Raw genomic sequence first — 23,600 nt, forward strand, 5'->3', positions numbered from 1 at the left:
CCGAGGAGGACCCATGGCCGGGAGAGTGACCGCGGACGACGTCGCGCGCAGAGCCGGCGTTTCACGGGCCACCGTGAGCTACGTGCTCAACAACCATCCCCACCAGTCCATCCCCGAGGCGACGAAGCAGAGGGTGCGCGAGGCGGCGGAGGCCCTCAAGTACACGCCGCTCGCGTCTGCGCGTGTCCTGAGCCGGGGGCGCAGCGACCTGGTGGTCATGCTCATCCCGGACTGGCCGCTCGGCCCGGTGCTGCCCCTGGTCATGGACAGCGTCAGCGACGGCCTCGCGCCTCACGGCCTCGAACTCTTCCTGCACCGCTGCAGCAAGGGGCGGCCGGTGAAGAACCTCTGGAACGCCATCGCCCCCGCGGCCGTCATCCGCATCGGCAGCTTGGGGGACAGCGAGGACGCGAGCCTGCGCGCCTCCCAGATCGGGTACCTCCTGGAGCTGGCCAACACCGAACTCGAACGTGGACTGGTGCTCTTCCCCGGCGTCCAGACCGGGCGCCTGCAGGCCCAGCATCTCGCCTCACAGGGCCACCGGCGGATCGCATACGCCTGGCCGGCCGACACCCGGCTCGAGGGGTTCGCCACCGCCCGGCTCGAGGGCGTGCGGCGGGCCTGCGCCGAGATGGGACTCGACGAACCCGAGGTCCGCACGGTGTCGTTCGATCCCACCGAGACCGCCGAGGCACTGAGCAGCTGGCGCAACACGGGCGTGACCGGCATCTGCAGCTTCAACGACGAGTTGGCCATCGGCCTGATCCACGCGGCACGCGTCCAGGGACTCGCTGTTCCCGACGACATGGCTCTGATCGGGGTGGACAACCTGCCGTGGGGCGCGCTGTCGTCGCCGTCGCTCACCACCGTCGCACCGAACCCTGAGCAGATCGGCCGCGTCATCTGCGAGAGGGTCGCGGCGGGCCTGAAGGGCGAGGCTCCCCCTCCCACGGACTCCGCCGGCTTCATCAGCCTCATCGTCCGAGAGTCCGCCTGACGCCGAGCTCAAATCCTGACGTCACAGACCGGACGAGCCTTTGACCGCGATCGAAGCGGCATCGCGCGCTTCGCGCGGCGGTCCGCCGTGGCGGTCACCGTCGCCCGTCGGCGGTGGGACCATGGAGGTAGCCCTGTGATCGTCCCAGGACGCTCCAACCCGTAGGGCATGGCGAGCGGTTCGTGGTCATCCGTTCGGCCGGTTGCGGCGTCGCGCATCGGAAGTGACGTCAGCCATGGCCAGAACCCTCCCGGCACACCGGACCGCACACATCGGCGTCGGACGGGTACTGCTCAGCATCCTTGAGCTACCCGCTGCGGCGGGCGCGCTGTGGCTCGCATGGATCCTCGCGGAGTCCAACCCCCTCGAGGAGGTCTTCGAGAACTCGATGGTCAACTTCGTCCCAGGGGCCCTCATCCCGTACCTGCTGTACATGACGATCGCCGCTCTGGGGCTCTGGCTGGTCTACGACGGGGTCCTGACGATGTATCGCGCTGCCCGTCAGGCCTTGATCCGCCGCAGACGACGGTCACACCGACGGCGTTGAACGTCCTGCAACTTCGCGACGTGGCCGGTCCACCCTCCCGGCGGCTCGGCTCAGGTCACGGGCGACGGCGGTCGGCGGAGGCCAGCCGCTCAAGGATCGCATCCGCTGCGCGCTCGGCCCCGTCGACGCCCGCGTACAGTCCCGCCGCGACACGAGCCGCCTCGGCGTAGCGCGGTTCGCCGACCAGGAGGGCGACGGCCTGGGTGAGCGCGGGGGTGGACGCCCTGGCGGGTGACATCCTCACCGCCATGCCCAGCCGCTCGGCCACCGCGACGTTGAGCTCCTGCTCGCCGTGATACGGGAGGCCGACGAACGGCGTGCCTGAGGCGATGGCGGTCTGGACGCTGCCCTGTCCACCCATGATCACGGCCGCCGAGACCCGGGGCATGATCGTGTGGTTGGGCAGGATGCCCGCGACGACGGTGCGGTCGTCGTTGAGGTCGCTCAGGTCGTGGACCGTGCCGGCGACGAGCACCCGGTGGCCCGACTCGCGCGTCCGGGTGACGATCGAGCGCAGGAGGTCCTCGCCCACAGAGGTGGGGGCCACGTAGACGACCGGGTCGCCGCCGTCGAGGAACTCATCGACGGCGGCCGGTACCGGCAGATCCAGGTGCGCGAACAGGGGGCCGGTGAATCGGAAGGTGGTGCCTTGCCGGAGCCGGAAGGGCCACGTCGGCTCCCAGCGCTCCAGGTCCCGCTCGGTGAGCCCCAGCACTTCGGGAAGATCGGTGACGAGTGTCAGGTCGCCGCACATCAGCCCCATCATGCTCGGCAGGGGGTCGACGCCCCGCTCGGCGGCGTGCCGGTTCAGCTGCGCGACGGGCCGGCGGATGAGGGCGGGAGCCCGGTTCGCCAGCCACCGCTGCACGCGGTGCGGCAGCCGTGCGATTCCGGGGTCGGGTGGGTTGACCGGGGCGGGGCAGAGCATGCGCGACAGGACAGGGGGGACGAACGAGCCGCCGTGATCGGTCGCCAGGGGCACCACCGCGACCCTCGTGGAGAGGTACGCGGAGAGGGTGAATCCCGTGACGACGAGGGCCGGGGCGACGCTCTCGATGAGGGCGACCTCGGAGTCGACCGCAGTGCGCAACTCCTCGTCTGTGTAGAAGTCACGACCTGTGCGCGGCCCCATCGCCAGGATGGCCGCAAGGAAGGACCGCTCCATCTGCGGCGTGAGGGACGGCTCGAGCCGCGTGACGGGGAAGCTCGCGGCCTCGATCAGGTGGGCATAGCTGCCGCCGCGGGTGCCGAACGCCACGGGGATGCCACGCGCCTGCAGGGCCCGTGCGATCTCGACGGCGCGGGAGACCTCGGACAGGAAGAGTGCGTTGGGAAGGAACAGGATCATCGCGACACCCCTCCTGTGGATCTACAGCGGATGATACGCGTGGGCGGGCCCTCCAGACGTGGGCCGCGACACTCCTGACGTTCGTACCCACTCGCACGCGGTGCAGGGTCGGGGTGGCGCTCAGCTGCCAGGTTCCGCGGGACGACGGCCGGTCGAGGCGCGGGCCACCAGCTGCGCGCCGGTGTACACCTCCCGCGGCGGGCCCTGGTAGCCGTCGAGCCGTTCCACCAGCAGGCGCACGGCGTGGCCCGCCATTGCGGCGGCCTCGGGCGACACCGACGTGAGCGCCGGGAGCATGAACGCGCCCTCCTCGGTGTCGTCGAAGCCCGTCACCGCGACATCCTCGGGCACCCGCAGCCCCGCGTCGCGCAGCGCCCGCATGGCGCCCACAGCCAGGGCGTCGTTGACTCCGATGACGGCGTCGAACGCCTGCCCGGCCCGCAGCAGGCCGGCCATGGCCTCGTATCCGGACTCGCGGCGGTCCCAGTCCGAGCCGGTGATGATCGTCACGTCGTCGCGGCCGAGGCCTGCGGCCGCCAGGGCGTCGAGGATGCCGCCGAAGCGCTCCCCCGGGTCGTCGGCCGAGATCTCCCCGTTCCACAGCACCACGAAACGACGGTGCCCGCGCGCGAGGAGGTGGGCCGTGACCAGGCCCATGCCCACCCGCTCCCCCATCGCCACCCAGTCGATCCCGGTGGTCCGCGCGCCCCCGAGCTGCACCACGGGCCGGGGCGGGGTGACACCCGGGGCCATCTCCCAGCTCAGCTCGTGGGGCAGGATGATGACGCCGTCGACGCCCGGGGCGGCCTCGCCGACGACGACGCGCCGCTCGTCCTGGCCCGTGCGGGCGATGATCAGCGTGGAGGTGAGGCCGTGCGGGGTGAGTTCCGCCATCAGCCGCTCCGCCATCTCGGCGAAGTACGGCTGGTGCAGGTTGGGCACCACCAGGGCGATCCGGCCGGTGCGGCCCGACGCCAGCCCGCGCCCGGCCGCGTTGGCGACGTACCCGGTGGCCCGCACCGCGGTCCAGACCCGCGCGCGCGTCGCCTCGGACACGTTGGGGCGACCGAGGAGCACGTTCGAGACGGTCTTGGCCGAGACCCCGGCCACCTGACCGACGTCCTGCAGCGTGGGTCGGGGGGTCATGGCCTCGCCCTCCCCATCGTCGACTCGCGCCGGATCAGGTCCACCGGGATGGTGACGGCCCTCGGCGCGCCCTGCCCGCGACCCTCGATCCGGTCCACCAGGAGGTCGAGGGCGGCCCTGGCCATCGCCCTGGGGTGGGGGTCCACCGTGGTGAGCGACGGCGACGAGAACCGCCCGTCGACGAGGTTGCCACTGCCCAGCACGGCGACGCGCCCGGGGCACTCGACGCCCTCCGACGCCAGCGCCACCAGCGCGCCGAGCGCCACTTCGTCGTTGGCGCAGAGGTAGGCGTCGGCATCGGGGAACCGCGACAGCGCCTCGCGGCCCGCGACCACCCCTGCCGCGCGGTCGAGGGCCGGGTCGCAGGACACGAACGGCAGGTGCTCGACGTCGATGTCGACGGCGGCCAACGCCGCCCGCAACGCCTGGGAGGGTCGAGGGGCGGCCGCGCCGCGCTCGAGGCCCTGCCCGCGGTCGGCGCCCAGGACCACCGGCCGCGACCGCCCCATCACCACCAGATGCCGCGACACCAGTGCCGCGGCCACCGCCACGTCCTCGTCGACCCGGTCCAGCGGCACGTCGGAGCGGGTGCCCTGGAGCACCACCACCGGCGGTGGCTGCCCGGCGCCCTCGCCCACCCCCGCGGGCACGTCGCCGACGACCACCACGCCGTCGTGCGTGCGGCCGACGGCGGACAGCACGGCGCGGAGGCGGGCGGGGTCGCCGCCGGTGGGCTCGACGGCGGCGTCGAGGCCCCGCCTGGCCACCTCGTCGACGAGCACCTCGACAAGCGAGGCGAGGTACGGCCGGCGCAGCCCCTCGACGGCGATCGCGACAGTGCCCGTGCGGCCGGTGCGGAGGTTGCGGGCGCTGGGGTTGGGCGTCCAGCCCAGCTCGGCGACGGCGGCGGTGACGCGGCGCACGATCTCGGGCCGGGTGTGGGGCTCACCGTTGACGACGCGGGACACGGTCTTGATCGATACGCCGGCGAGTGCCGCCACGTCACGCATCGTCGTCGCCATGGCGCACAGGATAGTCCCGGGCGCCCCGGCCGGGCCCACCGGCCAGGTGGCCCCCCTGGATTGGGCACGTCCGGCGCCCACGCAGGGATGTGACCGTGCAGCCATGCCGGGAAGCCGACCCCAGGGGATGGGCAACTCACGCCGGGGCAGCAAACGGGCCCACCCCGTCAGGGATGGGCCCGGTGTGCTCGTGGGGTCAGCGCTCGCTGATCGGCACGTAGTCTCGCTTGGTCTCGCCGATGTAGATCTGGCGCGGGCGCCCGATCTTGCGGTTGGGATCCGCGTGCTGCTCGCGCCACTGCGCGATCCAGCCGGGGAGCCGGCCGAGGGCGAACAGCGCCGTGAAGTGCGCGGCCGGGAAGCCCATGGCCTCGTAGATGAGGCCGGTGTAGAAGTCCACGTTGGGGTAGAGCTTCCGCTCGATGAAGTAGTCGTCGCTCAGAGCGGCGGCCTCGAGCTCCAGTGCCATGTCCAGCAGCTGGTTGTTGCGGCCGGAGATGCGCAGCAGCGCGTCGGCGTGGCCCTTGATGATCTTGGCCCGCGGGTCGTAGTTCTTGTAGACGCGGTGCCCGAAGCCCATCAGCTTGACGCCGGACTTCTTGTCCTTGACCTGCTTGACGAACTCCTTGATGTCCAGGCCCTCGTCCTGGATGCGCGAGAGCATCTCCAGCACCGCCTGGTTGGCGCCGCCGTGCAGGGGGCCGGACAGCGCGTTGACGCCGGAGCTGACCGAGGCGTAGATGTTGGCATCCGCCGAGCCGACGAGCCGCACCGTCGAGGTGGAGGCGTTCTGCTCGTGATCGGCGTGCAGGATGAACAGGGTCTCGAACGCTCGGACGATGTCCGGGTCGATGTGGTACTCCTCCTGCGGGGTGCCGAACGACAGGCGCAGGTAGTTCTCGACGTAGCCGAGCCCGGTCTGCGGGTAGAGGAACGGCTCACCGACGGAGCTCTTGTACGCGTAGGCCGCCAAGGTGGGCATGGAGCCCAGCAGCCTCAGGGAGGCCTCCTCCACCTGGTTCGTGTCGTGCACCGAGAGGGTGTCGCGGTGGAAGGAGCCCAGCGCCATGATGCCCGCGGCCAGCACCTGCATGGGGTGGGCGCCGCGCGGGAAGCAGCGGTAGAGCTCGCGCATGCGCTCGTCGAGCATCATGCGGCGCGAGATCTTGAGGCGGAACTCGTCGAGCTCCTCCTGCGAGGGGAGGTGCCCGTAGATGAGGAGGTAGGACACCTCGATGAATGTGGCCTTCTCGGCGAGCTGCTCGATGGGGTAGCCGCGGTACTGGAGCACGCCCTCGTCGCCGTCGATGAAGGTGATCGACGACGTGCACGACGCGGTGTTCACGAAGCCGGGGTCCAGGGTGGTGACGCCGGTCTGCGCCAGGACCTTGCTGATGTCGAAACCGTTGTTGCCCTGCGTGGCCTCCACGATCGGCAGTTCAAGTTCGAGATCCCCGTGCCTGAGGAATCCGCTGTCGGTCATGCGTTGCCTTTCTTTTGGTCCCGGCGACCGCCATGGGCGCCGCTGATGCCTACTCACTGGCCTGCGCCCCCACCATACAACGCTGGAGAGAACCTCCTAAAAAGCGTCCAGGCGGCTTGTGGACACCCCACAAAACAGTTCCGCACCCGGCGTGGGCCGGGTGCGGAACTGCGGGGGGATGAGAAGTCAGATGCCTTCCGAGGACTCCGAGCGTCGGACCGTCTCGCCGGTGGCGGGGTCGTTGACCACGCGGGTCTCGGTGGTGCGGCTGCGGTTGGACGCGAGCAGCGCCCAGACCAGGCCGATGACGCCGGCGATCATGAGGATGTATCCCACGAGGTCCAGGCTGATGTAGGGCACGTCGGCCTCCACGGCGAACGTGAGGATGGCGCCGAGGGCGATGAGGAAGACGGATGAACCGATACGCATGAGTGGCTCCTTGGTGTCAGGTGGTGGTGTCAGGTGTTCGTTGCCCTCTTACCCACTCAGGACGCATGTCAAACATCGCCCGCCGAGGCCCGGCCCTGCGAGCCCACGTTTCCCGGGATGACGCTCACCGTCGACCCCGTTCGGCATACATTGCTCGCGTGACGATCGAGCAGCCCCCCGCCGTCGACGACGCCCCGCTCCCCGGCGCGCTGTCCTCCACCAAGGCGCCGCGGAAGAAGGTGGTGGCCTGGGCGTTCTGGGACTGGGGCACGCAGCCCTTCGCGACGGTGATCACCACGTTCGTGTTCTCCGTCTACCTCACCAGCTCGGCGTTCGGCGACAAGGACGAGGTCACCATCAAGCTGGCGTGGGCAACGGGGACCGCGGGCCTGCTCATCGCGCTGCTGGCCCCGGTGCTCGGGCAGGGCGCGGACCGAACGGGCAAGCGGATGTTCCACCTGCGCTGGCAGACGTGGCTGCTCGCCGCGATCTGCGCCGCGATGTACTTCGTCGCCCCGGCGCCCGAGTACTTCCTGCTGGGCGCGGTGCTGCTGGGCGCGGGCAACGTGGTCTCGGAGATCGCCAACGTCAACTACTACTCGGCGCTCGACCAGGTCAGCACCCCGTCGGACGTGGGCCGGGTGAGCGGCCTGGGCTGGGGGCTCGGCTACCTCGGGGGCATCACGATCCTGCTGGTGATCATCGGGGTGCTCGGCTCGGACTTCACGCCCGACGACGTGCGCCTCTCCATGCTGATCTGCGGCGCCTGGACGCTGCTGTTCACCATCCCCATCTTCATCGCGCTCAAGGACCGCAGGCCCGAGCACGTGCCGCCGTCGCTGGGGATCGTCGGCTCCTACCGCGAGCTGTTCCGCTCCATCGGGCGCGTCGGGAGGGAGAACCCCAACACGCTGTTCTTCCTCGTGGCCTCCGCCCTCTTCCGCGACGGCCTGGCCGGGGTGTTCACGTTCGGCGGCGTGCTGGCCGCCGGCACGTTCGGTTTCACCTTCGGTGAGGTGGTGATCTTCGGCGTGGTGGCCAACGTGGTGGCCGGCCTGGCGACGATGCTGTTCGGCCTGCTCGACGACCGCCTCGGCCCGAAGCGGGTCATCCTGTTCTCCCTCGGCATGCTGGTTGCTCTCGGGCTGGGGATCTTCTACTTCCACGACGGCGGCAAGACCGTCTTCTGGATCTTCGGCCTGGGCATGACCCTGTTCGTGGGCCCGGCCCAGTCGGCCAGCCGTTCCTTCCTGGCACGGCTCATCCCGGAGGGCATGAGCGGGGAGATGTTCGGCCTCTACGCCACCACGGGGCGCGCCGTCAGCTTCCTGGCGCCGCTGATGTTCGGCCTGATGATCGCGGTTGGTGTCGCGGTGACGGGCGACGCGGAGACGTCGAGCCAGCACTGGGGCATCCTCGGGGTCGTGCTGGTGCTGCTGGCCGGCTTCATCGTGGCCCTGTTCGTCAAGCAGCCCCGTCAGGCCTCAACCGTCTGAGCGGGGCGGCTCACCCGCGGGCCGCGACCGTGGCCAAGGTGGTAGACGACGCCCGCCGCCACGACCAACGCCGACAAGCCCAGATACATCGTCGGCAGCCCCCACTGCGCGATCACTGGCCCCAGCGCCAGCGGACCCAGGCCCACGCCCAGGTCCATCATGATGAACAGCGTCGACGTGGCGAGCCCCACCCGGTGCAGCGGCGCGACCGACACTGCGATCACGTGCGCCGAGGACTGGAGCGTGCCCATGCCCAGGCCGAGCAGCCCGCCGGCCACCAGGAGCGCGATCCCGGACGAGGCCAGGGCCAGGACCACCATCCCCGCGGCCATGGACACCAGCGCCGGGTAGACGATCACGTTGTCGCCCCGGACATCGTGCAGCCGCCCCACGAACAGCCGCGACACCGCGATGACCCCGGAGTAGACGAGGAAGAAGCCGCTCAGCGCCGCCGTCAGGTCCAGGGCGGCGGCGTGGGTGGACACGTAGGTGAGCACGCCGGTGAACGCGATTCCCAGCAGCAGCATCATCGACGCGATCGGCAGCACCGAGCGCTCCATGAAGCCGCCCATCCGGCCGTGCGCGCGGTCGCCCGCGTGACCGGCCACCTCGACGTGGCGCACCGGCCCGGGGAACCTGAGACCCAGCGCCAGCAGCAGGGCCGCCGTCGACAGCACGGCGCCCAACCCGAACAGCCACGTGATGGACCCGAGCCGCAGCACAGTCAGGGAGATCACCGGCCCGATGGCGGTGGCCACCGTCCCGCTGAGCGTGAAGTAGCCCATGCCCTCGGACCGGCGCGCCGGCGGCAGCACCGTCATGATCGACGCGGAGATTGCCGTGTGCGAGGCCCCCATGCCGGCGCCGTGCAGCATCCGCACGGCCAGCAGCAGGCCCAGGTTGTCCGCCGGCACGTACAGGAACGAGGCGACGGTGAACACGCCGAGGCCCACAAGGAGCATCCGCCGCCTCCCCACCGCGTCGAGGAACCGGCCGGCGAAGGGCCGCACGACGAAGGCCCCGATGATGAAGATGCTGGCCGCCAGCCCGGCGGTGGCGTCCGACGCCGCGAAGGATTCCGCCGCGTAGGTGGCCATAGTGACCATCAGCATGAAGAACACCAGAGACACCAGGAAGTTGACCACCGTCGCCAGGACGAACGTGCGGGTCCAGATCGTCACGCGGTGCGCTCGGGGAACTTGCCCTCCTCGCGGATGCGGTCGTTGAGCAGCGCGAGGTACTCGTCGCCGTCGAACGCCAACGGCACCTCCTCGCCCTTCCATGCGGACAGGTGGATGGCGTTGGCCAGCCGGACGCCGTGCATGCCGTCGGCGCCGGGCGCGACCAGGGGCGTGCCGTCGACGATGTTGAGGGCGAAGTTCTCCAGCACGTCGGCGTGCTGGCTGCCGAACGCGGACTCGAACTCCAGCGTCTCCTGCGAGTAGAGCGTGTTGAGGTCCACCTGGCCGGTGAACAGGCGCATCACGTCGTTCATGTCCATGCCGGCGCTCAGCTCCTGCTCGGGCTTGCGCAGCCGGGTGACGATGGCCCGCTTGCTGTCCTCCACCACGATCTTGCCGGCGTCGCCGAGGATCTCGAGCCGGTCGGTGCCGGCGATGTCGTAGGTGCAGGTGACGAACGAGCCGGTCACGCCGTCGCCGTAGTCCACCATCGCGTTGACCTCGTTCTCGACGGCGATGTCGCGGTTGACGCCGTAGCCGAGCTTGGAGAACACGGCCTTCGGCACGCCGCAGATCCACTGCCACAGGTCGAGCTGGTGGGGGGCCTGGTTGACGAGCACCCCGCCGCCCTCGCCGCCCCAGGTGGCGCGCCAGGCGCTGGAGTCGTAGTAGCCCTGGGGCCGCCACCAGGTGGTGATGGTCCAGGTGGAACGGCGGATGTTGCCGATCTGCCCGCCGTCGACGATCTCCTTGAGGGCGCGGTACAGCGGGTTCATCCGCTGGTTGAACATGATCGCGAAGGTGAGCTCCGGCTTGGAGGCGGCGTAGTCGACGAGCTCCTGGGCCTGCTTGGTGTAGACGCCTGCGGGCTTGTCCACCAGCACGTGGAGGCCGGCCTTCAGCGCGGCGATCCCCATCTCCGGGTGGAGGTAGTGGGGGGTGGTGGTGACGACGGCGTCCACGTCGCCGCTGGCCAGCACCGCGTCGAGGTCCTCGTAGACCGGCACGCCGGGGTAGGTGGCGCGGGCCAGCTCGCGCTTGGCCGGGTCGATGTCGCAGATCGCGCCGATGGTCATGTGCGGCACGCGTCCGTCGTTGATGAGGGAGGCGTACATCCCGCCCTGCTGTCCCAGCCCGATGATCCCGAGCCTCACCTGGTTCGTCATGTGTGTCTCCTTGAGCGTCGTGAGCGTCCGCGCCCGCCTTCGTCGGTGGGCTGCCCGGATGACCCGGAGCTACGAGTAGAGCAGCGAACCGCCCTGCTCGCACTGTGTTGCCCCCTGTTGCCTTCGAGACAGGTGGGGGGCGGCAACATGTGGCAACTCCTTTGCGCGCCAGAGCGGCCTGCGTAGCGTCAAGGGACAGCGCCAACCCGAACGGCGGGACCCGACGACAGGGACGGCGCCACGCTGGTGCAGTGGTGCACCACAGACTTTGATCGGAGCTCACCCATGTGGACCCTGTCCGGATTCGCCGATGAGATCGACGACGACCTCGAGACCCAATGCGCCCTGCTGGATCAGCTGGGCATCCGCTACATCGAGTTCCGCAGCGCCTGGGGCGTCAACGTGCTCGACCTCGACGACGACCAGGTGGCCCGCGCCCGCGACATCCTCTGGGCCCACGGCATCCAGGCCTCGTCCATCGGGTCACCGATCGGCAAGGTCAACATCACCGACGACTTCGACGCCCACCTGGCTCGCATGGACCGGGCGGTGTGGGTGGCGCAGCAGCTGAAGGCGCCGTTCATCCGCGTGTTCTCCTTCTTCCTCAACCCCGACCAGCGCCCCGAGGACCACCGCGACGAGGTGGTCCGCCGGATGGCGGCCCTCGCGCAGCGCGCCGAGGCCGGCGGCGTCGTGATGCTGCACGAGAACGAGAAGGGCATCTTCGGCGACGTCCCCGAGCGGGTGTTCGACCTGGTCACCGCGGTGAACTCCCCCGCGCTCCGGCTCGCGTGGGACGCGGCGAACTACGTGCAGGTGGGCGTGGTCCCCTTCCCCGAGGCCTACGAGCTGCTGCGCCCCTACACCGACTACATCCAGATCAAGGACGCCAAGCTCGGGTCCGGCGAGGTGGTGGTGGCCGGGGCCGGAGACGGGCGCGTGCCCGACACCATCCGCGCGCTGGCGGCCGACGGGTTCGACGGGTTCTTCTCGATGGAGCCGCACCTCTCCTCCGCGCACCACCTCGGCGGCTTCTCCGGTCCGGAGAACTTCACCCGCGCCACCCGCGCGTTCGCCGCGATCCTCGACGGCGAAGGCATCGAGTACCGATGAGCGCCCTCCGGTTCGCCGTCGTGGGCTGCGGGTCCATCGCCCCCACGCACGTGCGGGCGCTGCAGCAGCTCGCCGGGCGCGTGGAGCTGGTGGCGTGCAGCGACATCGTCCCCGAGCGGGCCGAGGCGCTGGCCGCCGAGTTCGGCCTGACGGCCATGAGCTACGACGACGTCCTGGCGGACCCGAGGATCGACGCGGTGAGCGTCTGCGTGCCCAGCGGCCGCCACGCCGAGGTCGGCGTCCCGGCGCTGCTCGCCGGCAAGCACGTGATCATCGAGAAGCCGATGGAGGTCACCCTCGAGGCGGCCGACCGGCTGATCGCCGCGCAACGCTCCTCGGGGCGGACGCTCGCCGTCGTGTCGCAGCACCGGTTCGACCGCGCCGCCCAGGTGGTGCACGAGGCCGTCAGCGACGGCAGGCTCGGCGCCCTGGTGCTGGCCGAGTGCCGGGTCCCGTGGTTCCGCACGCAGGAGTACTACGACTCCGGCGAGTGGCGCGGCACCTGGGCCCTCGACGGCGGCGGCGCCCTCATCAACCAGGGCGTCCACACCGTCGACCTGCTGCGTTGGATGTGCGGCCCCGTCGAGTCGGTGTACGCGCAGGCCCGCACCGCCACCCACGAACGCATCGAGGTGGAGGACGTGGTGTGCGCGACGGTGACGTTCGCCAACGGCGCGATCGCCACCGTCATGGCCTCCACCAGCGCCTACCCCGGCTTCCCCGCCTCCCTCTCCCTCCACGGAACCGGCGGTGGCGCCGTGATCAACGGCGACCGCCTCGCCTCCCTGGCGCTGCAGGACGGCACCGCCCTCGGCGGCGAGACCACCACGGCCCACGCCCAGCAGGTGGCCAGCGGCGGCACCCGCGCCGCGACCCGGGCGGTGGACGAGGCGTCCGACCTGCCCGCCGATCCAGCCGACGTCTGGGGCGAGGCCCACCGTCTACAACTGCTCGACTTCGTCGACGCAGTCGCCGAGGGCCGCGACCCTCTGGTCGACGGCGTGGGCGGGCGGCAGAGCCTCGAGCTCGTGCTCGCCATCTACGAATCCGCCCGCACCGGCAGCGTCGTCCGGCTGTGACCACCCCCTGAAAGGAACCCCCATGGCACGCATCGGTGTGCAGGCAAGCACCATCAAGAACTCCTTCGTCGAGCACGGCACCTTCGAGACCCTTCGTCGGATGGCCGAGGTCGGCTACCGCGACATCGAGATGTCCCAGGTGGCGATGACGCCCGAGAACGTCTCCGAGATGAAGCGCGCGCACGACGAGCTGGGCGTCCAGGTGGTGGCGCTGTCCGCCGGCCTCACCCCGCCTCCCGGCGGCGGCGACTCGCTCAGCACCACCTACGACAAGATCGTCGCGGACTGCCGCACCCTGGGCACCGGCCTGCTGCGCGTCGGCATGCTGCCGATCGACGCGATGGGCCACCGCGACAGCATCGTCGACTTCGCCCAGAAGATGGAGGAGTACGCCAAGCGGCTGGCCGACGACGGCCTCGCGCTGTATTACCACAACCACCACGTCGAGTTCGCCCGCCTGGACGGCCGCTACATGCTCGACGTGATCGCCGACCTGGCGCCCAGCGTCGGCCTGGAGGTGGACGTCCACTGGGTCCAGCGTGGCGGCCTCAACCCGGTCTCCGTGCTGGCCAAGTACGCCGGACGCGTGCGGCTGGTCCACCTCAAGGACTACCGGATCGGCCTGCTCCCGGACTCCGCCCGCGACGCCATCGCCGCCGGCGACTTCGCCGGCTTCATGTCGGGGTTCTACGGCGTGGTGCAGTTCGCCGAGGTGGGCGAAGGCAACCTCGAGTGGGAGCCGATCATCGAACAGGCCCTGGCCAGCGGCGCCGAGCACCTGCTCGTCGAGCAGGACGAGACCTATGGCCGCGACCCGTTCGAGTCGCTCGCGATGTCGCGGGCCAACCTCGTCCAGCTCGGCTACGGCCACCTGCTCTGAGCCTCCCGCCGACCTTCACCAACCCCACCTGAGGACACCATGAACCCCACCGCCCAGACCGTCGACCTGCCCCGGCAGGACAACCACCCCGGCGGGGCGGCGACGCCCACCCTGCCGGGGTCGGTGCGCCTCGAGGATGGGCCGGGGGGGCTGGCCCGGGTGGTCGTCACCACGTCGGCCGCGTCCGCGGTGGTCTACCTCCAGGGCGCGCACGTCACCTCCTGGGTGCCGGCCGGGCAGGACGACGTGCTCTGGGTCAGCGGGCGCAGCGCCTTCGCGCCCGGCGCGCCGATCCGCGGCGGCGTGCCGGTCTGCTATCCCTGGTTCGGGCCGCACCCGACCGACGGCACCGCGCCGCTCCACGGGTTCGCCCGCACCGCGGTGTGGGAGCTGGAGTCGGCCGAGGAGCACGACGGCGTGGTGCAGCTGGCGTTCACGCTCGACACGGCGACCGTCCCCGCCGCCGACATCAAGGCGCCCGCCCTGCTCCGCTACACGGTGAACGTGGGCGCCGAGCTCGGCCTCGCGCTCGAGGTGGCCAACCGGGGTCCGGCGCCGCTCGTCGTCGAGGAGTCGTTCCACACCTACCTCGCCGTCGGCGACGTCAGGCGCGCATCTATCCGGGGCTTGGAGGGCGTCTCCTCGCTCGACCGCCTCACCGGCGAGCAGCTCCCCCCGGCGGGTGACGCGCTGACGCTCCGCGGCGAGACCGACCGCCTCCTCGCCCAACCGGGCGTGATCCGGGTCGACGACCCCGCCGGCGCCCGCTCGATCACGGTCCGGGCGCAGGACTCCGCCAACGCCGTCGTGTGGAACCCCGGCCCGGCGAAGGCCGCCGCGATGCCGGACTTCGGCGACGACGAGTGGACCGGGATGCTCTGCGTCGAGACCTGCAACGTCGCCGACGCTCGCGTGACCATCGCCCCGGGAGCCTCGCACACCATGGCCGCCACCCTGAGCGTCGCCCCGCCGGCCTGAGGTTCCGCACGACGACGAACGCCACCGCCGGGCAAACCGGCGGATGTGGTGCCTACTACGACACCAGATCCGCACCCAACCCATGCCGACGCCCCGTGGTAGGCGAGAACGACCCCGCCGAACTTGGCTCCAATGCCTCAGAGAGGGCGAACGCCAGGGCCGCCTCCGTCAGCGTGCTCGGCCCAGACCGTCAGGTCGAACCCATGGCGGTCGGCACGGAAGGTATGTTCGCCGCACTCGACGCCGCGCCCGACCCTGTCGACGCTCGTCCGCGTCAGCGTCAGCACCGGGTCCAGTGCGCCGATATTCAGCAGGTCACGCTCAGCGGGAGTAGGGTGCCGGCCCCCGATCCTCTGGGTGGCCACCAGCGGGTCGACCCCGTGCTGTCGCAGTGACGCGTACAGGCCCTGGTTCTCGAGGTCCGCGAACCTCATCGACGAGCTCGACGGCGGCAGCCAGTTGCGCAGTATGGCGAGCGGAACGCCGTCGGCCAGCCGGAGCCGCTCCAGGTAGAGCAGCGGAGTCCGGCTCCCCACCCCCAGGCGCCGGGCGACGTCGGAGTCCGTGACCGGGTAGGACAATCTCAGCAGCGTGGTGGTGGGCGTGTGCCCAGCGGCCGCGAGGTCGCTGTGGAGGCTGGTCAGGCCGCCCGGGCGCTCCTTCTGACGACGCGCGACGACGGTGCCCAGCCCACGACCCCTGATGAGCAGACCGTGGTTGACCAGCTCGGCGAGGGTACGGCGCACGGTGAGCCGGGACAGGCCGAGGCGTTCGGCCATGGACAGCTCGGCTTCGACCCGTTCCCCGGGCCTCAGCGTGCCGTCGACGATGGCGGCAGCCAGCTGGTCGTAGAGCTGCTGATAGAGGGGGATGTGGCTGTCGCGGTCCAGTGAGACCGGAACCTCGACCGGCTGGATGCGAAGCACCTGGTGGGAGGATGTCGACGCGACACTCACGATGGATGGCCCTCTCGAAGGGCGTGAGGCCCAGCCGGAACTGCTTCCGACCGGGCCTCACGCGGGGATGGATTGTGCTCAGCCGGTGATCTGCTTGATCTCCGGGTCGTCCATGTTCTCCGCGGTGACCCATGCCGACGGCGACACGATCTGGTCAGACGACGGCTCGGTCCCGTTGATGGCCTCGATGAGCGACTTCACCGTCTGGTAGCCCATGTTGTACGGGTTCTGCGTCACCACGCCGTCGATCTTCCCTTCGGCGATGAGGGTGAGGACGTCGGGATTCGAGTCCACGCCCACCACCTTGGTGTCCATGCCCATGGCGGCCACCTGATCGGCGATCGCAATGGTGGGGTATTCACCGGTGCCGATGAGGGCGTCGAGGTCGGGATTCGCCTGGAGGATGCCCTGCGCCTTGTCGCGCGCCTTGGCCGGATCGGCCTCGCCGTTCTGGATGTCGACGATCTCGATGTCGGGGGCGTTGGCCTCCATCCACTCGACGAAGCCGTCGCGCCGGAGGGCCGCGGTGCCCACGACGCCGTTGACGATGAGCGCCACCGTGCCCTTGTTGCCGATGAGTGCCGCGGTCTCCTCCGCTGCCAGGGCCCCGATCGCGGTGTTGTCCGAGGCGATGGTCACGATCGGCAGATCGGACGAGGCCAGGGGCGTGTCGTAGACGGCGATGGGGATGCCGGCCTCCTCGGCCTGGTCGAGGATGGCCGGTGCGCCATCCTGCGCACCGTCCTGGGGGGCGAATCCGATGCCGTCGACCTGGTCGTTGACGGCGGTCTGAAGCATGTTGAGCTGCCGGTCGCCCTCGCTCTCGGTGTCCGGGGCGTTCCACGTCACCTCGGCGCCGAACTCCTCGCCTGCGGCCAGTGCCCCGTTCTTGATGAGTGTCCCGAAGTCCGAGATGCCCTTGCCGACGATGGAGATGCGGATCTGGGCGTCGTCGGTGCCGGCCGCGCCGGCGGTTTCAGTGGATGTGGTTGAGGCGGCGCATCCGGACATGGCGGTCGCCATGAGTGCGGTAGCCGCGCAGTACGCGAACAGCTTCTTCATTGAAGTTCTCCTTCTGGTTGAGTCCGGGGGGACCGGGGTTATCGGGTCGGAACGGGTGTCCGACCGGGAATCGGGGGGCGGGTCACTCTTCCTTGCCGCCGCGGCGCATGATGTCGACGATCACGGCGATGAGGACGACGACGCCGAGGACCACCTTCTGCCACTGGTCCGGGACGCCCATGACGGTGAGCCCGTTGAAGATGGTCTGGATGGTGACGGCGCCGATCACAGCGCCGAAGATCGAGGCGCGGCCACCACGCAGCGAGGTGCCGCCGATGACGGCCGCCGCGATCGCGTACATCTCGTAGCCCTGTCCCAGAGTGGGCTGGGCCGCGGAGAGCCGCGACGACATCAGCACGCCGGAGATGCCGGTGAAGACGCCACAGATCACGTAGGCCAGCACCTCAAAGCGCTTCGTGTTGACGCCCGAGATGCGCGTGGCCTCCTTGTTGGAGCCGATGGACAGCGCATACCTGCCCACGACCGTCTTGTTCATGACGACGCCCGCGGCGATTGCCAGGAGGATCAGGATCGCGACACCGTTGGGGATGCCGGGGATGGTCTGGCCCATGGCGATCTGGTCGTATCCCTCCACGGAACGCAGCGAGACGGTCTTGCCGTCCGCCAGGACGAGGGCCGCGCCGGCGCAGACCATCATCATGGCCAGCGTGGCGATCATGGGCTGCATCTTCAGGTAGGCCACCAGCGAGCCGTTGATGAGCCCCAGAAGGGCGCCGGCAGCGAGGCCACCGAGGATGCCCACCCACATGGGTAGCTGCAGACCGCTCTCAGCGATGAGGAGAGCCGTGATGACGGACGTTGCCGCCATGCCCAGGCCCGGGGTGAGGTCGATGCCGCCGGTGGCGATGACGAAGCACAGGCCGATCGCCTGGACGCCGGTGACTACGGAGGCGAGGAGCAGGGAGGAGATGTTCTGCCACGTGGCGAAGTTGGGCTGCATGATCGTGAAGAACACGCCCAGCCCCACCACGACGAGCAACACCATGCCCTGCTGGATGAAGACCTTGTATCTGTCTGGGACCGACCACTTCTTTGCCGGCGGGGTGGCGGTCGCGGTGGGGACGGTGGTGTCGATGCTCATGGCTCACGCCTCAATCTGGTGTTGGGTCGGGTTGAATCGCGTGGCCAGCTCCATGATCTTCTCCTGGGTGGCCTCGGCGTTGGTGAGGACGCCGGTGATGCGTCCGTCGCACATGACGACGACGCGGTCTGACATGCGCAGGACCTCCTCCATTTCGGAGGAGATCATGATGATCGACTTGCCCTCCTGCTTGGTGAGCCGGTCGAGCAGCTCATAGATCTCCTGCTTGGCGCCCACGTCGATCCCCCGGGTGGGCTCGTCGAAGATGAGGACGTCGCAGTCCCGGAGCAGCCACTTGGCGAGGACCACCTTCTGTTGGTTGCCGCCGGAGAGGTTGCGCACCAGTTGGCGGACGGTGGGGGTCTTGGTCGACAGGGCGGCGGCCCACTTCTCCCCGGCCTTGCGCATGGCTCCGTCCTGCAGCAGGCCGAACCGGGTGAACTTTCCGATCGAGGCCAGGACGGTGTTGGCCGCGACGCTCTGCTGGAGGATCAGCCCGTACCGCTTGCGGTCCTCCGAGAGGTAGCCGATGCCGAGACGCACTGCGTCGCCGGGGTGGCCGATCCGGGCCACCCGACCGTCGATCTTCACCGTTCCAGCCGTCTTGCGGTCGGCGCCGATGAGCGCGCGGGCCGTCTCGGTCCGGCCGGCACCCATCAGCCCCGCGAAGCCGAGGATCTCGCCCTTCTCGAGGGTGAAGCTGACGTCCTTGAGCAGCTCGGCCGTGGACAGGTGCTCCACCTCCAGGATGGGGGCGGTGCGCGTGCGCGGGCCGGGGCGGATGTCCGTGGTGATCGTGCGGCCCACCATCAGCTGGATGATCTCGTGGATGGAGAGTTCCGCCGCCGGCCTGGTGCCGACGAGTTCACCGTCGCGGAGCACCGTGACCTGCGTGGCGAGCCGGCGGATCTCCTCCATCCGGTGGGAGATGTAGACGACCGCCGTCGACGGGGTGACGAAGTTGTCGATGATGCGGAAGAGGGTCTCCACTTCGGCGTCGGTGAGGGCCGCGGTGGGCTCGTCCATGATCAGGATGGAGGAGTTGAAGGACAGCGCCTTCGCGATCTCCACCATCTGCTGCTGGGCCACGGTGAGCAGCCCGACCGGAACCTTCGGGTCGATGGCGACGCCCAGCCGCTCCAGTAGTTCCGTGGCCCGACGGTTCAGGGCACGGTCGTCGTTGATCATCCCGCCGGGCAGCTTCGGCTCGCGGCCGATGAAGATGTTCTGCGCCACGGTGAGGTGGTTCATCAGGAAGAACTCCTGATGGATGACGCTGATGCCCGAATGGTGCGCGGACAACGGCGTGGGCAGGACCACCTTCTCCCCGCGCAGCCGGATCTCGCCGGAGTCCGGCTGATACAGGCCCGCGAAGATCTTCATGAGCGTCGACTTGCCGGCGCCGTTCTCGCCGACGAGGGCGTGGACCTCCCCGCCGCGCAGGGTGAAATCGACGTTGTGCAGGGCGCGCACACCGGGAAACACCTTGCCGACTCCCCGCGCCTCGAGCAGGATCTCGCCCGCCCCGGTGGGCGGCACCGCCCTCACCTCTGTCATCAGGTTCGTCATCATCAGCCTCCTTGCTGTTTGGATGCCCCGCGGAATGCTGCGGGCCGTGGTTCGGCGGCTCCACCGCCTGGGACGGTGGAGCGGCCTGTTCTGCTGTGCCGTGGCGTCCTTGCCCGGCTGTGGAGCCCCTGCGGGGCGGTCAGATGGCGGCGGGACGCCAACTCGGCGGCTTGACGAGCATCACGCCCTTCAGCAGGGCCACGGTCTGCGCCAGACCCTCGACGGCGTCCATCTGCACGTCCTCATGCTCGATGGACAGAGCGCCGTCGTAGCCCGCGGCCCGGAGGTCGCACAGGAACTGGCCCCAGAACTGCGCACCGCCGGGGTAGCCGAGCCCGAGGGTCACGAAGTTCCACGGCCGCTCGGCCGCCCGCTCCGGCGGCTGGGTGCCGAGGACACCGTTGACCTCCACGGCGTGGGGCTGGAATCGCGCGTCCTTGGCGTGCATGTTGTGGATCGCCCCGGTGAGGGCGCGTGCCACTGACCGCGGGTCTGCGCCCATCCACATCGGATGCGACGGGTCGAGGTTCGCGCCGACGATGTCGCCGACCGCCTCCCTGAGCCGAAGGAGGGTCGCGGCGTTGTACACCAGCTGCGCGCCGTGCATCTCGACGGCGAACCTGATGCCCGCGCGCCGACCGTGCTCGGCCAGGTCACGCCAGTACGGAATGGCGACCTGGTTCCACTGGTAGTCGAGGATCGTCTGGGTCTCCGGCGGCCAGGAGGTCGTCACCCAGTTGGGGTGGAGATCCTGCGGCCCGCCACCGGGCAGCCCAGACATGAGCACCACGGTGTCGACCCCGAGCAGGCCGGCGAGTTCAACGGTCTTGCGGACCACGCCGTCGACCTGGGACCCGATCACGGGATGCAGCTGGTTGCCGTTGGCGTTGAGCGCCGAGATGGTGAGTCCGCGGTCCTTGACGGCGCCGACGAAGCGGTCCCGTTCGGCCGCGTCGGAGAGCAGGAGGTCGATGTCGATGTGCGGCGCCTCCGACCAGCCGCCGGTGGCGAACTCCACCTGCTCGATGCCCAGCTGCGCAGCAGTGTCCAGCATCTCGTCGAACGACAACGACGACAACGAGTCCGTCACAAGTCCGATCAACATGTCACTCCCCCTTGTCCACAGAGCCCACGCGGACCCAGCCGCCGCTCTGCATCGAGGTGACCAGCGCGTCCGCCACGAGGGTGGTCTGGAGCGCCTCCTCCATCGTCGAGGCGTCGTCGGGGATCCGCCCGTCGAGCGTGGCGTCGACCCAGGCGGACAGCTCCCCCCTGTAGGCCGCGGCGAAGCGGGGGCGCCAATCCGCGGGGTAGGCCGAGGTCCGCGCGAGGGCGGAGTTGACCACCAGGGGCGTCTGCTCCACGAGGGCCGGGACCCCAGGCAGCTCGATCGAGCCGCGTTCGCACACGAGTTCGCAGCGGACGTCGTAGCCGTACTGCGCGTGGACCATCAGCTCCACCGTGTGCAGCACGTCGTTGGCGTCGCGCATCAGGATGAGCTGAGGGTCGTGCCGCGTGCTCAGCAGCGATGTGGGCTTTCCCGCCGCCCACTGCACCTCGACGATGGGGCTGCGGCACACCCATGGCAGCACGTCGATCTCGTGTACTGCCGAGTTGGTCACGGTCGCGGTGCTGCCGTCCCCGGGATAGGCCTCGACATTGCGGTGCACCGAGTGCGTCATGAGGACGTCACCGTAAGCGCCGTCGTCGAGCAGTTGGCGCATCGCCCGGTAGCCGGGATCGAATCGGCGCATGAAGCCGACCGTGACCAGCGGGTTGTCGAGTCCGCGGCTGCGCTGCACCACCTGACGCGCCTCGTCGAGGGTCGGCGCCAGCGGCTTCTCGCAGAGCACAGGCAGCCCCGCCTCCATGCACGCCAGCACGTAGCCCGCATGGAAGCGGTCCGGGGTGGCGACGATGACGGCGTCCACCTCTCGGGATTCGATCAGCGCGTGTCCGTCGGTGAACACGTGCGGGACGCCGAGTTCGTCGGCCAGCGCCCGGGTGGCCGGCTCGTCGACATCCGCAAGGGCCACCAGCAGCGCGCCCCGGACGCCTCGGGCGAGGTTCCGAGCGTGGTCCTGGCCCATGACGCCGGTTCCGATCACACCCACTCTGAGCAGGTCGGTCATGTCATGTCTCCTTCTGGTGAGTGGCGCGCGCAGCTGCGCTGAATGGCATGGGCACGTCGGAGGCGCTCATGCGAATGCGGCCTGGAATGCGTCGAGTGCGTCGTCGGAGTCGCTCCGGGCGAACGCCTCCATGGCGACGACGCCCCCGTACCGGATGTCCTTGAGGGCCGACGCGACGGCCTCGTAACGGATCTCGCCGGTCCCCGGCTCACAACGTCCTGGCACGTCGGCCACCTGGATCTCGCCGATCCACGGCTGGCACTCCCGCACGAGCTCGACGAGGTTACCCTCGCCGATCTGGGCGTGATAGAGGTCGAGGTTCATCCGGAGGTGCGGGGAGTCGACCGCGGCGACGAGGGCGCGGGTATCTGCGGCGAGGGCGAAGGGGGTGCCGGGATGGTCGACGGGAAGGTTGAGGTTCTCGAGGGTGAACACCTTGTCGTGGCGCGCACCGAGATCCGCGAGCCTGCGCAGCGTGTCCGCTGCACGGAGCCACATGGTGGGAGTGACCACCTGGACCGGCTTGACCGGGAGACCGCCCTCGCCGAGGCCGGTGCCGTGCACGTTGAGGCTGGGGCAGCCCAGGCGCTTGGCCACCTCGATGGACCGCTCGGCGGTTGAGAGGAAGTGCTCGATGCCGTCGTCGTCGGTCAGGGTTCCGGTCAGATAGCCCGTCATCGAGACGATGCTGGCTCCGCTTCCGGCGAGGGCGTCGATGTCCTTGTTCGACCAGTCCCAGATCTCGACGAGCAGACCGCGCTCGTGGATTCGCCTGACGCGCTCGAGGAACGGCAGATCGAGGTAGATCATCTCGGCGCTGGCGGCGAGGCGGTAGCTCATCGCTCGACCTCCTCGACGAGCACGGCGCGCTTCTCTTCCACGCTCTTGATGGAGGCCAGCGCGATGGACAGCGCCAGGCGCGCCGCGGCCCCCGGCACGGGCGAAGGCCCGCCGCTGCGCGCTGCCTCGGCGAACGCCTCGAACTCGCCGAGGTACGCCTCACGCAGCAGGTCGGAGTCGAGCCTCGAGGTGTCGACGGAGATCCCCTCGGCGGTGTAGGTGGTCATGTTGGTGGTGCGGACGTCTCCGGCCGTGCACATGCCGGCGGAGCCGAACACTTCGCCCCGCACGTCGTAGCCGTAGAGCGCGGAGAAGTTGGCCTCGGCCACAGCGATCGCACCGTTGTCGAACTCGATGGTGACAACGGCGGTGTCCAGGTGGCCGAGTTCCTTGGCATCCGGCCGGACCAGCGCATCGGCCAGGGCGGTGACCCGCACCGGCGTGGCGCCGGGGTTGAGCCAGCAGAGGGTGTCGAAGTCGTGGATCAGGGTCTCGAAGAAGATCGTCCACTGGGGGATCCGCTTCGGCTCTCCCGCGAAGGGGCCCGGATCGCGGGTGAGGGAGCGCAGCAGCTGCGGTGTGCCGATCCTGCCGGCGTCCACGGCGGCCCGAGCGGCGGCGAAGCCGGGGGCGAAGCGGCGGTTGAAGCCCACCTGGAGAACGACCCCGGCCTGCTCGGCGGCGTCGATCGCCCGGTCCGCGTCCTCGAGCGTCACGGCCATCGGCTTCTCCACGAAGACGTGCTTGCCCGCCCGTGCAGCGGCGACGACGAGGTCCGTGTGCGAACGCGCCGGCGCGGCGATGACGACAGCGTGGATGCCTGAGTCGTTCCAGATGTCATCGATGTCGCTGGTGGCGACGGGAACCCGCAACGCAGTGGCCAGCCGGTCGGCGGCCCCCGGGACCGGGTCGTAGATGGCGGCGAGCTCGACACCGGGCACCCGGTGGGCGAGGAGTTCGGCGTGGCTGGCGCCGATGCGCCCGGCCCCGATAAGTGCCACCCTCACGGGCCACACGGCTTCTCCTGGCGTCTTGTCTACAGCGTTCATGGGTGCAATCTCCTTTGACTCGCAC

General features: G+C 69.9%; 22 protein-coding genes. 7 read left to right on the forward strand and 15 right to left on the reverse strand.

Annotation, left to right across the window (positions count from 1 at the left end; all coding sequences use genetic code 11):
• Window positions 1–13 precede the first annotated feature (13 nt).
• Together ACX1D3_RS02285 and ACX1D3_RS02290 are read left to right on the forward strand one after the other, a co-directional pair.
• A complete protein-coding gene (locus ACX1D3_RS02285) occupies window positions 14–997 on the forward strand; it encodes a LacI family DNA-binding transcriptional regulator (protein ID WP_458995366.1) in 984 nt (327 codons plus the stop codon).
• Between the two features lie 235 nt (window positions 998–1,232).
• Entirely contained in the window at window positions 1,233–1,544 is a 312-nt protein-coding gene (locus ACX1D3_RS02290; RefSeq protein WP_458995367.1) for a hypothetical protein, read from the forward strand.
• 55 nt (window positions 1,545–1,599) lie between these two features.
• Here the strand turns inward: ACX1D3_RS02290 and ACX1D3_RS02295 are convergent, their stop codons facing one another.
• The 5 genes from ACX1D3_RS02295 to ACX1D3_RS02315 all read right to left on the reverse strand — a co-directional run bounded on the left by ACX1D3_RS02295 (window position 1,600) and on the right by ACX1D3_RS02315 (window position 6,972).
• The gene (locus tag ACX1D3_RS02295; RefSeq protein WP_458995368.1) at window positions 1,600–2,892 is read right to left on the reverse strand and encodes a glycosyltransferase; all 1,293 of its coding nucleotides are present in this window, start codon (window positions 2,890–2,892) and stop codon (window positions 1,600–1,602) included.
• Window positions 2,893–3,012: 120 nt separating this feature from the next.
• Complete coding sequence (locus ACX1D3_RS02300) at window positions 3,013–4,038, reverse strand: LacI family DNA-binding transcriptional regulator (RefSeq protein WP_458995369.1); 1,026 nt, start codon at window positions 4,036–4,038, stop codon at window positions 3,013–3,015.
• Window positions 4,035–5,060 carry a LacI family DNA-binding transcriptional regulator gene (locus ACX1D3_RS02305; protein ID WP_458995370.1) on the reverse strand — a complete coding sequence of 342 codons (1,026 nt, stop codon included), beginning with the start codon at window positions 5,058–5,060 and terminating at the stop codon, window positions 4,035–4,037. The genes ACX1D3_RS02300 and ACX1D3_RS02305 overlap by 4 nt, the downstream gene beginning before the upstream one ends.
• 196 nt (window positions 5,061–5,256) lie before the next feature.
• The gene (locus ACX1D3_RS02310; RefSeq protein WP_458995371.1) at window positions 5,257–6,543 is read right to left on the reverse strand and encodes a citrate synthase; all 1,287 of its coding nucleotides are present in this window, start codon (window positions 6,541–6,543) and stop codon (window positions 5,257–5,259) included.
• A gap of 186 nt (window positions 6,544–6,729) precedes the next feature.
• Window positions 6,730–6,972, reverse strand: coding sequence for a DUF6458 family protein (locus ACX1D3_RS02315; protein WP_458995372.1), 243 nt, complete (start codon window positions 6,970–6,972; stop codon window positions 6,730–6,732).
• A gap of 158 nt (window positions 6,973–7,130) precedes the next feature.
• On the opposite strand from ACX1D3_RS02315, the gene ACX1D3_RS02320 reads away from it, so the two are divergent.
• On the forward strand, window positions 7,131–8,468 hold the full coding sequence (locus ACX1D3_RS02320; RefSeq protein WP_458995373.1) for an MFS transporter: 1,338 nt from the start codon (window positions 7,131–7,133) through the stop codon (window positions 8,466–8,468).
• Here ACX1D3_RS02320 and ACX1D3_RS02325 read toward each other — a convergent pair.
• Window positions 8,450–9,649, reverse strand: coding sequence for an MFS transporter (locus ACX1D3_RS02325; RefSeq protein WP_458995374.1), 1,200 nt, complete (start codon window positions 9,647–9,649; stop codon window positions 8,450–8,452). The genes ACX1D3_RS02320 and ACX1D3_RS02325 overlap by 19 nt on opposite strands.
• Entirely contained in the window at window positions 9,646–10,815 is a 1,170-nt protein-coding gene (locus ACX1D3_RS02330; protein ID WP_458995375.1) for a Gfo/Idh/MocA family protein, read from the reverse strand. The genes ACX1D3_RS02325 and ACX1D3_RS02330 overlap by 4 nt, the downstream gene beginning before the upstream one ends.
• A 285-nt stretch (window positions 10,816–11,100) precedes the next feature.
• Here ACX1D3_RS02330 and ACX1D3_RS02335 point away from each other — a divergent pair, with 285 nt between their 5' ends.
• Genes ACX1D3_RS02335 through ACX1D3_RS02350 form a run of 4 tightly spaced genes read left to right on the forward strand, consistent with a single transcriptional unit; the run spans window position 11,101 to window position 14,865 of the window.
• Complete coding sequence (locus ACX1D3_RS02335) at window positions 11,101–11,928, forward strand: sugar phosphate isomerase/epimerase family protein (RefSeq protein WP_458995376.1); 828 nt, start codon at window positions 11,101–11,103, stop codon at window positions 11,926–11,928.
• Complete coding sequence (locus ACX1D3_RS02340) at window positions 11,925–13,007, forward strand: Gfo/Idh/MocA family protein (protein WP_458995377.1); 1,083 nt, start codon at window positions 11,925–11,927, stop codon at window positions 13,005–13,007. Before ACX1D3_RS02335 ends, ACX1D3_RS02340 begins: the two co-directional genes overlap by 4 nt.
• A 22-nt stretch (window positions 13,008–13,029) precedes the next feature.
• Complete coding sequence (locus tag ACX1D3_RS02345) at window positions 13,030–13,887, forward strand: sugar phosphate isomerase/epimerase family protein (protein WP_458995378.1); 858 nt, start codon at window positions 13,030–13,032, stop codon at window positions 13,885–13,887.
• Between the two features lie 39 nt (window positions 13,888–13,926).
• Window positions 13,927–14,865: a D-hexose-6-phosphate mutarotase gene (locus ACX1D3_RS02350; RefSeq protein WP_458995379.1), complete on the forward strand. Its 939-nt coding sequence runs from the start codon at window positions 13,927–13,929 to the stop codon at window positions 14,863–14,865.
• Between the two features lie 137 nt (window positions 14,866–15,002).
• Here the strand turns inward: ACX1D3_RS02350 and ACX1D3_RS02355 are convergent, their stop codons facing one another.
• The 8 genes from ACX1D3_RS02355 to ACX1D3_RS02390 all read right to left on the reverse strand — a co-directional run bounded on the left by ACX1D3_RS02355 (window position 15,003) and on the right by ACX1D3_RS02390 (window position 23,575).
• On the reverse strand, window positions 15,003–15,821 hold the full coding sequence (locus ACX1D3_RS02355) for a GntR family transcriptional regulator (protein ID WP_458995380.1): 819 nt from the start codon (window positions 15,819–15,821) through the stop codon (window positions 15,003–15,005).
• Window positions 15,822–15,899: 78 nt separating this feature from the next.
• Window positions 15,900–16,883, reverse strand: coding sequence for a substrate-binding domain-containing protein (locus tag ACX1D3_RS02360; protein ID WP_458995381.1), 984 nt, complete (start codon window positions 16,881–16,883; stop codon window positions 15,900–15,902).
• 82 nt (window positions 16,884–16,965) lie between these two features.
• Entirely contained in the window at window positions 16,966–17,985 is a 1,020-nt protein-coding gene (locus ACX1D3_RS02365; protein ID WP_458995382.1) for an ABC transporter permease, read from the reverse strand.
• A 3-nt stretch (window positions 17,986–17,988) separates the two neighbouring features.
• Complete coding sequence (locus tag ACX1D3_RS02370) at window positions 17,989–19,557, reverse strand: sugar ABC transporter ATP-binding protein (RefSeq protein WP_458995383.1); 1,569 nt, start codon at window positions 19,555–19,557, stop codon at window positions 17,989–17,991.
• A gap of 136 nt (window positions 19,558–19,693) precedes the next feature.
• Window positions 19,694–20,659: a sugar phosphate isomerase/epimerase family protein gene (locus ACX1D3_RS02375; RefSeq protein WP_458995384.1), complete on the reverse strand. Its 966-nt coding sequence runs from the start codon at window positions 20,657–20,659 to the stop codon at window positions 19,694–19,696.
• A 1-nt stretch (window position 20,660) separates the two neighbouring features.
• A complete protein-coding gene (locus ACX1D3_RS02380; protein ID WP_458995385.1) occupies window positions 20,661–21,686 on the reverse strand; it encodes a Gfo/Idh/MocA family protein in 1,026 nt (341 codons plus the stop codon).
• 66 nt (window positions 21,687–21,752) lie between these two features.
• Complete coding sequence (locus tag ACX1D3_RS02385) at window positions 21,753–22,526, reverse strand: TIM barrel protein (RefSeq protein WP_458995386.1); 774 nt, start codon at window positions 22,524–22,526, stop codon at window positions 21,753–21,755.
• A complete protein-coding gene (locus ACX1D3_RS02390; protein WP_458995387.1) occupies window positions 22,523–23,575 on the reverse strand; it encodes a Gfo/Idh/MocA family oxidoreductase in 1,053 nt (350 codons plus the stop codon). Before ACX1D3_RS02390 ends, ACX1D3_RS02385 begins: the two co-directional genes overlap by 4 nt.
• Window positions 23,576–23,600 lie beyond the last annotated feature (25 nt).

The sequence above is a fragment of the Tessaracoccus yangjingae genome, from assembly GCF_054483935.1.

What these genes read in the sequence shown, in the direction of transcription:
- ACX1D3_RS02375 (WP_458995384.1), bottom strand. Translation starts at nt 20,659, where the DNA reads ATGTTGATCGGACTTGTGACGGACTCGTTGTCGTCGTTGTCGTTCGAC.
- ACX1D3_RS02340 (WP_458995377.1), top strand. Translation starts at nt 11,925, where the DNA reads ATGAGCGCCCTCCGGTTCGCCGTCGTGGGCTGCGGGTCCATCGCCCCC.
- ACX1D3_RS02330 (WP_458995375.1), bottom strand. Translation starts at nt 10,815, where the DNA reads ATGACGAACCAGGTGAGGCTCGGGATCATCGGGCTGGGACAGCAGGGC.
- ACX1D3_RS02315 (WP_458995372.1), bottom strand. Translation starts at nt 6,972, where the DNA reads ATGCGTATCGGTTCATCCGTCTTCCTCATCGCCCTCGGCGCCATCCTC.
- ACX1D3_RS02390 (WP_458995387.1), bottom strand. Translation starts at nt 23,575, where the DNA reads ATGAACGCTGTAGACAAGACGCCAGGAGAAGCCGTGTGGCCCGTGAGG.
- ACX1D3_RS02300 (WP_458995369.1), bottom strand. Translation starts at nt 4,038, where the DNA reads ATGACCCCCCGACCCACGCTGCAGGACGTCGGTCAGGTGGCCGGGGTC.
- ACX1D3_RS02385 (WP_458995386.1), bottom strand. Translation starts at nt 22,526, where the DNA reads ATGAGCTACCGCCTCGCCGCCAGCGCCGAGATGATCTACCTCGATCTG.
- ACX1D3_RS02380 (WP_458995385.1), bottom strand. Translation starts at nt 21,686, where the DNA reads ATGACCGACCTGCTCAGAGTGGGTGTGATCGGAACCGGCGTCATGGGC.
- ACX1D3_RS02305 (WP_458995370.1), bottom strand. Translation starts at nt 5,060, where the DNA reads ATGGCGACGACGATGCGTGACGTGGCGGCACTCGCCGGCGTATCGATC.
- ACX1D3_RS02350 (WP_458995379.1), top strand. Translation starts at nt 13,927, where the DNA reads ATGAACCCCACCGCCCAGACCGTCGACCTGCCCCGGCAGGACAACCAC.
- ACX1D3_RS02345 (WP_458995378.1), top strand. Translation starts at nt 13,030, where the DNA reads ATGGCACGCATCGGTGTGCAGGCAAGCACCATCAAGAACTCCTTCGTC.
- ACX1D3_RS02290 (WP_458995367.1), top strand. Translation starts at nt 1,233, where the DNA reads ATGGCCAGAACCCTCCCGGCACACCGGACCGCACACATCGGCGTCGGA.
- ACX1D3_RS02360 (WP_458995381.1), bottom strand. Translation starts at nt 16,883, where the DNA reads ATGAAGAAGCTGTTCGCGTACTGCGCGGCTACCGCACTCATGGCGACC.
- ACX1D3_RS02310 (WP_458995371.1), bottom strand. Translation starts at nt 6,543, where the DNA reads ATGACCGACAGCGGATTCCTCAGGCACGGGGATCTCGAACTTGAACTG.
- ACX1D3_RS02365 (WP_458995382.1), bottom strand. Translation starts at nt 17,985, where the DNA reads ATGAGCATCGACACCACCGTCCCCACCGCGACCGCCACCCCGCCGGCA.
- ACX1D3_RS02285 (WP_458995366.1), top strand. Translation starts at nt 14, where the DNA reads ATGGCCGGGAGAGTGACCGCGGACGACGTCGCGCGCAGAGCCGGCGTT.
- ACX1D3_RS02335 (WP_458995376.1), top strand. Translation starts at nt 11,101, where the DNA reads ATGTGGACCCTGTCCGGATTCGCCGATGAGATCGACGACGACCTCGAG.
- ACX1D3_RS02295 (WP_458995368.1), bottom strand. Translation starts at nt 2,892, where the DNA reads ATGATCCTGTTCCTTCCCAACGCACTCTTCCTGTCCGAGGTCTCCCGC.
- ACX1D3_RS02370 (WP_458995383.1), bottom strand. Translation starts at nt 19,557, where the DNA reads ATGATGACGAACCTGATGACAGAGGTGAGGGCGGTGCCGCCCACCGGG.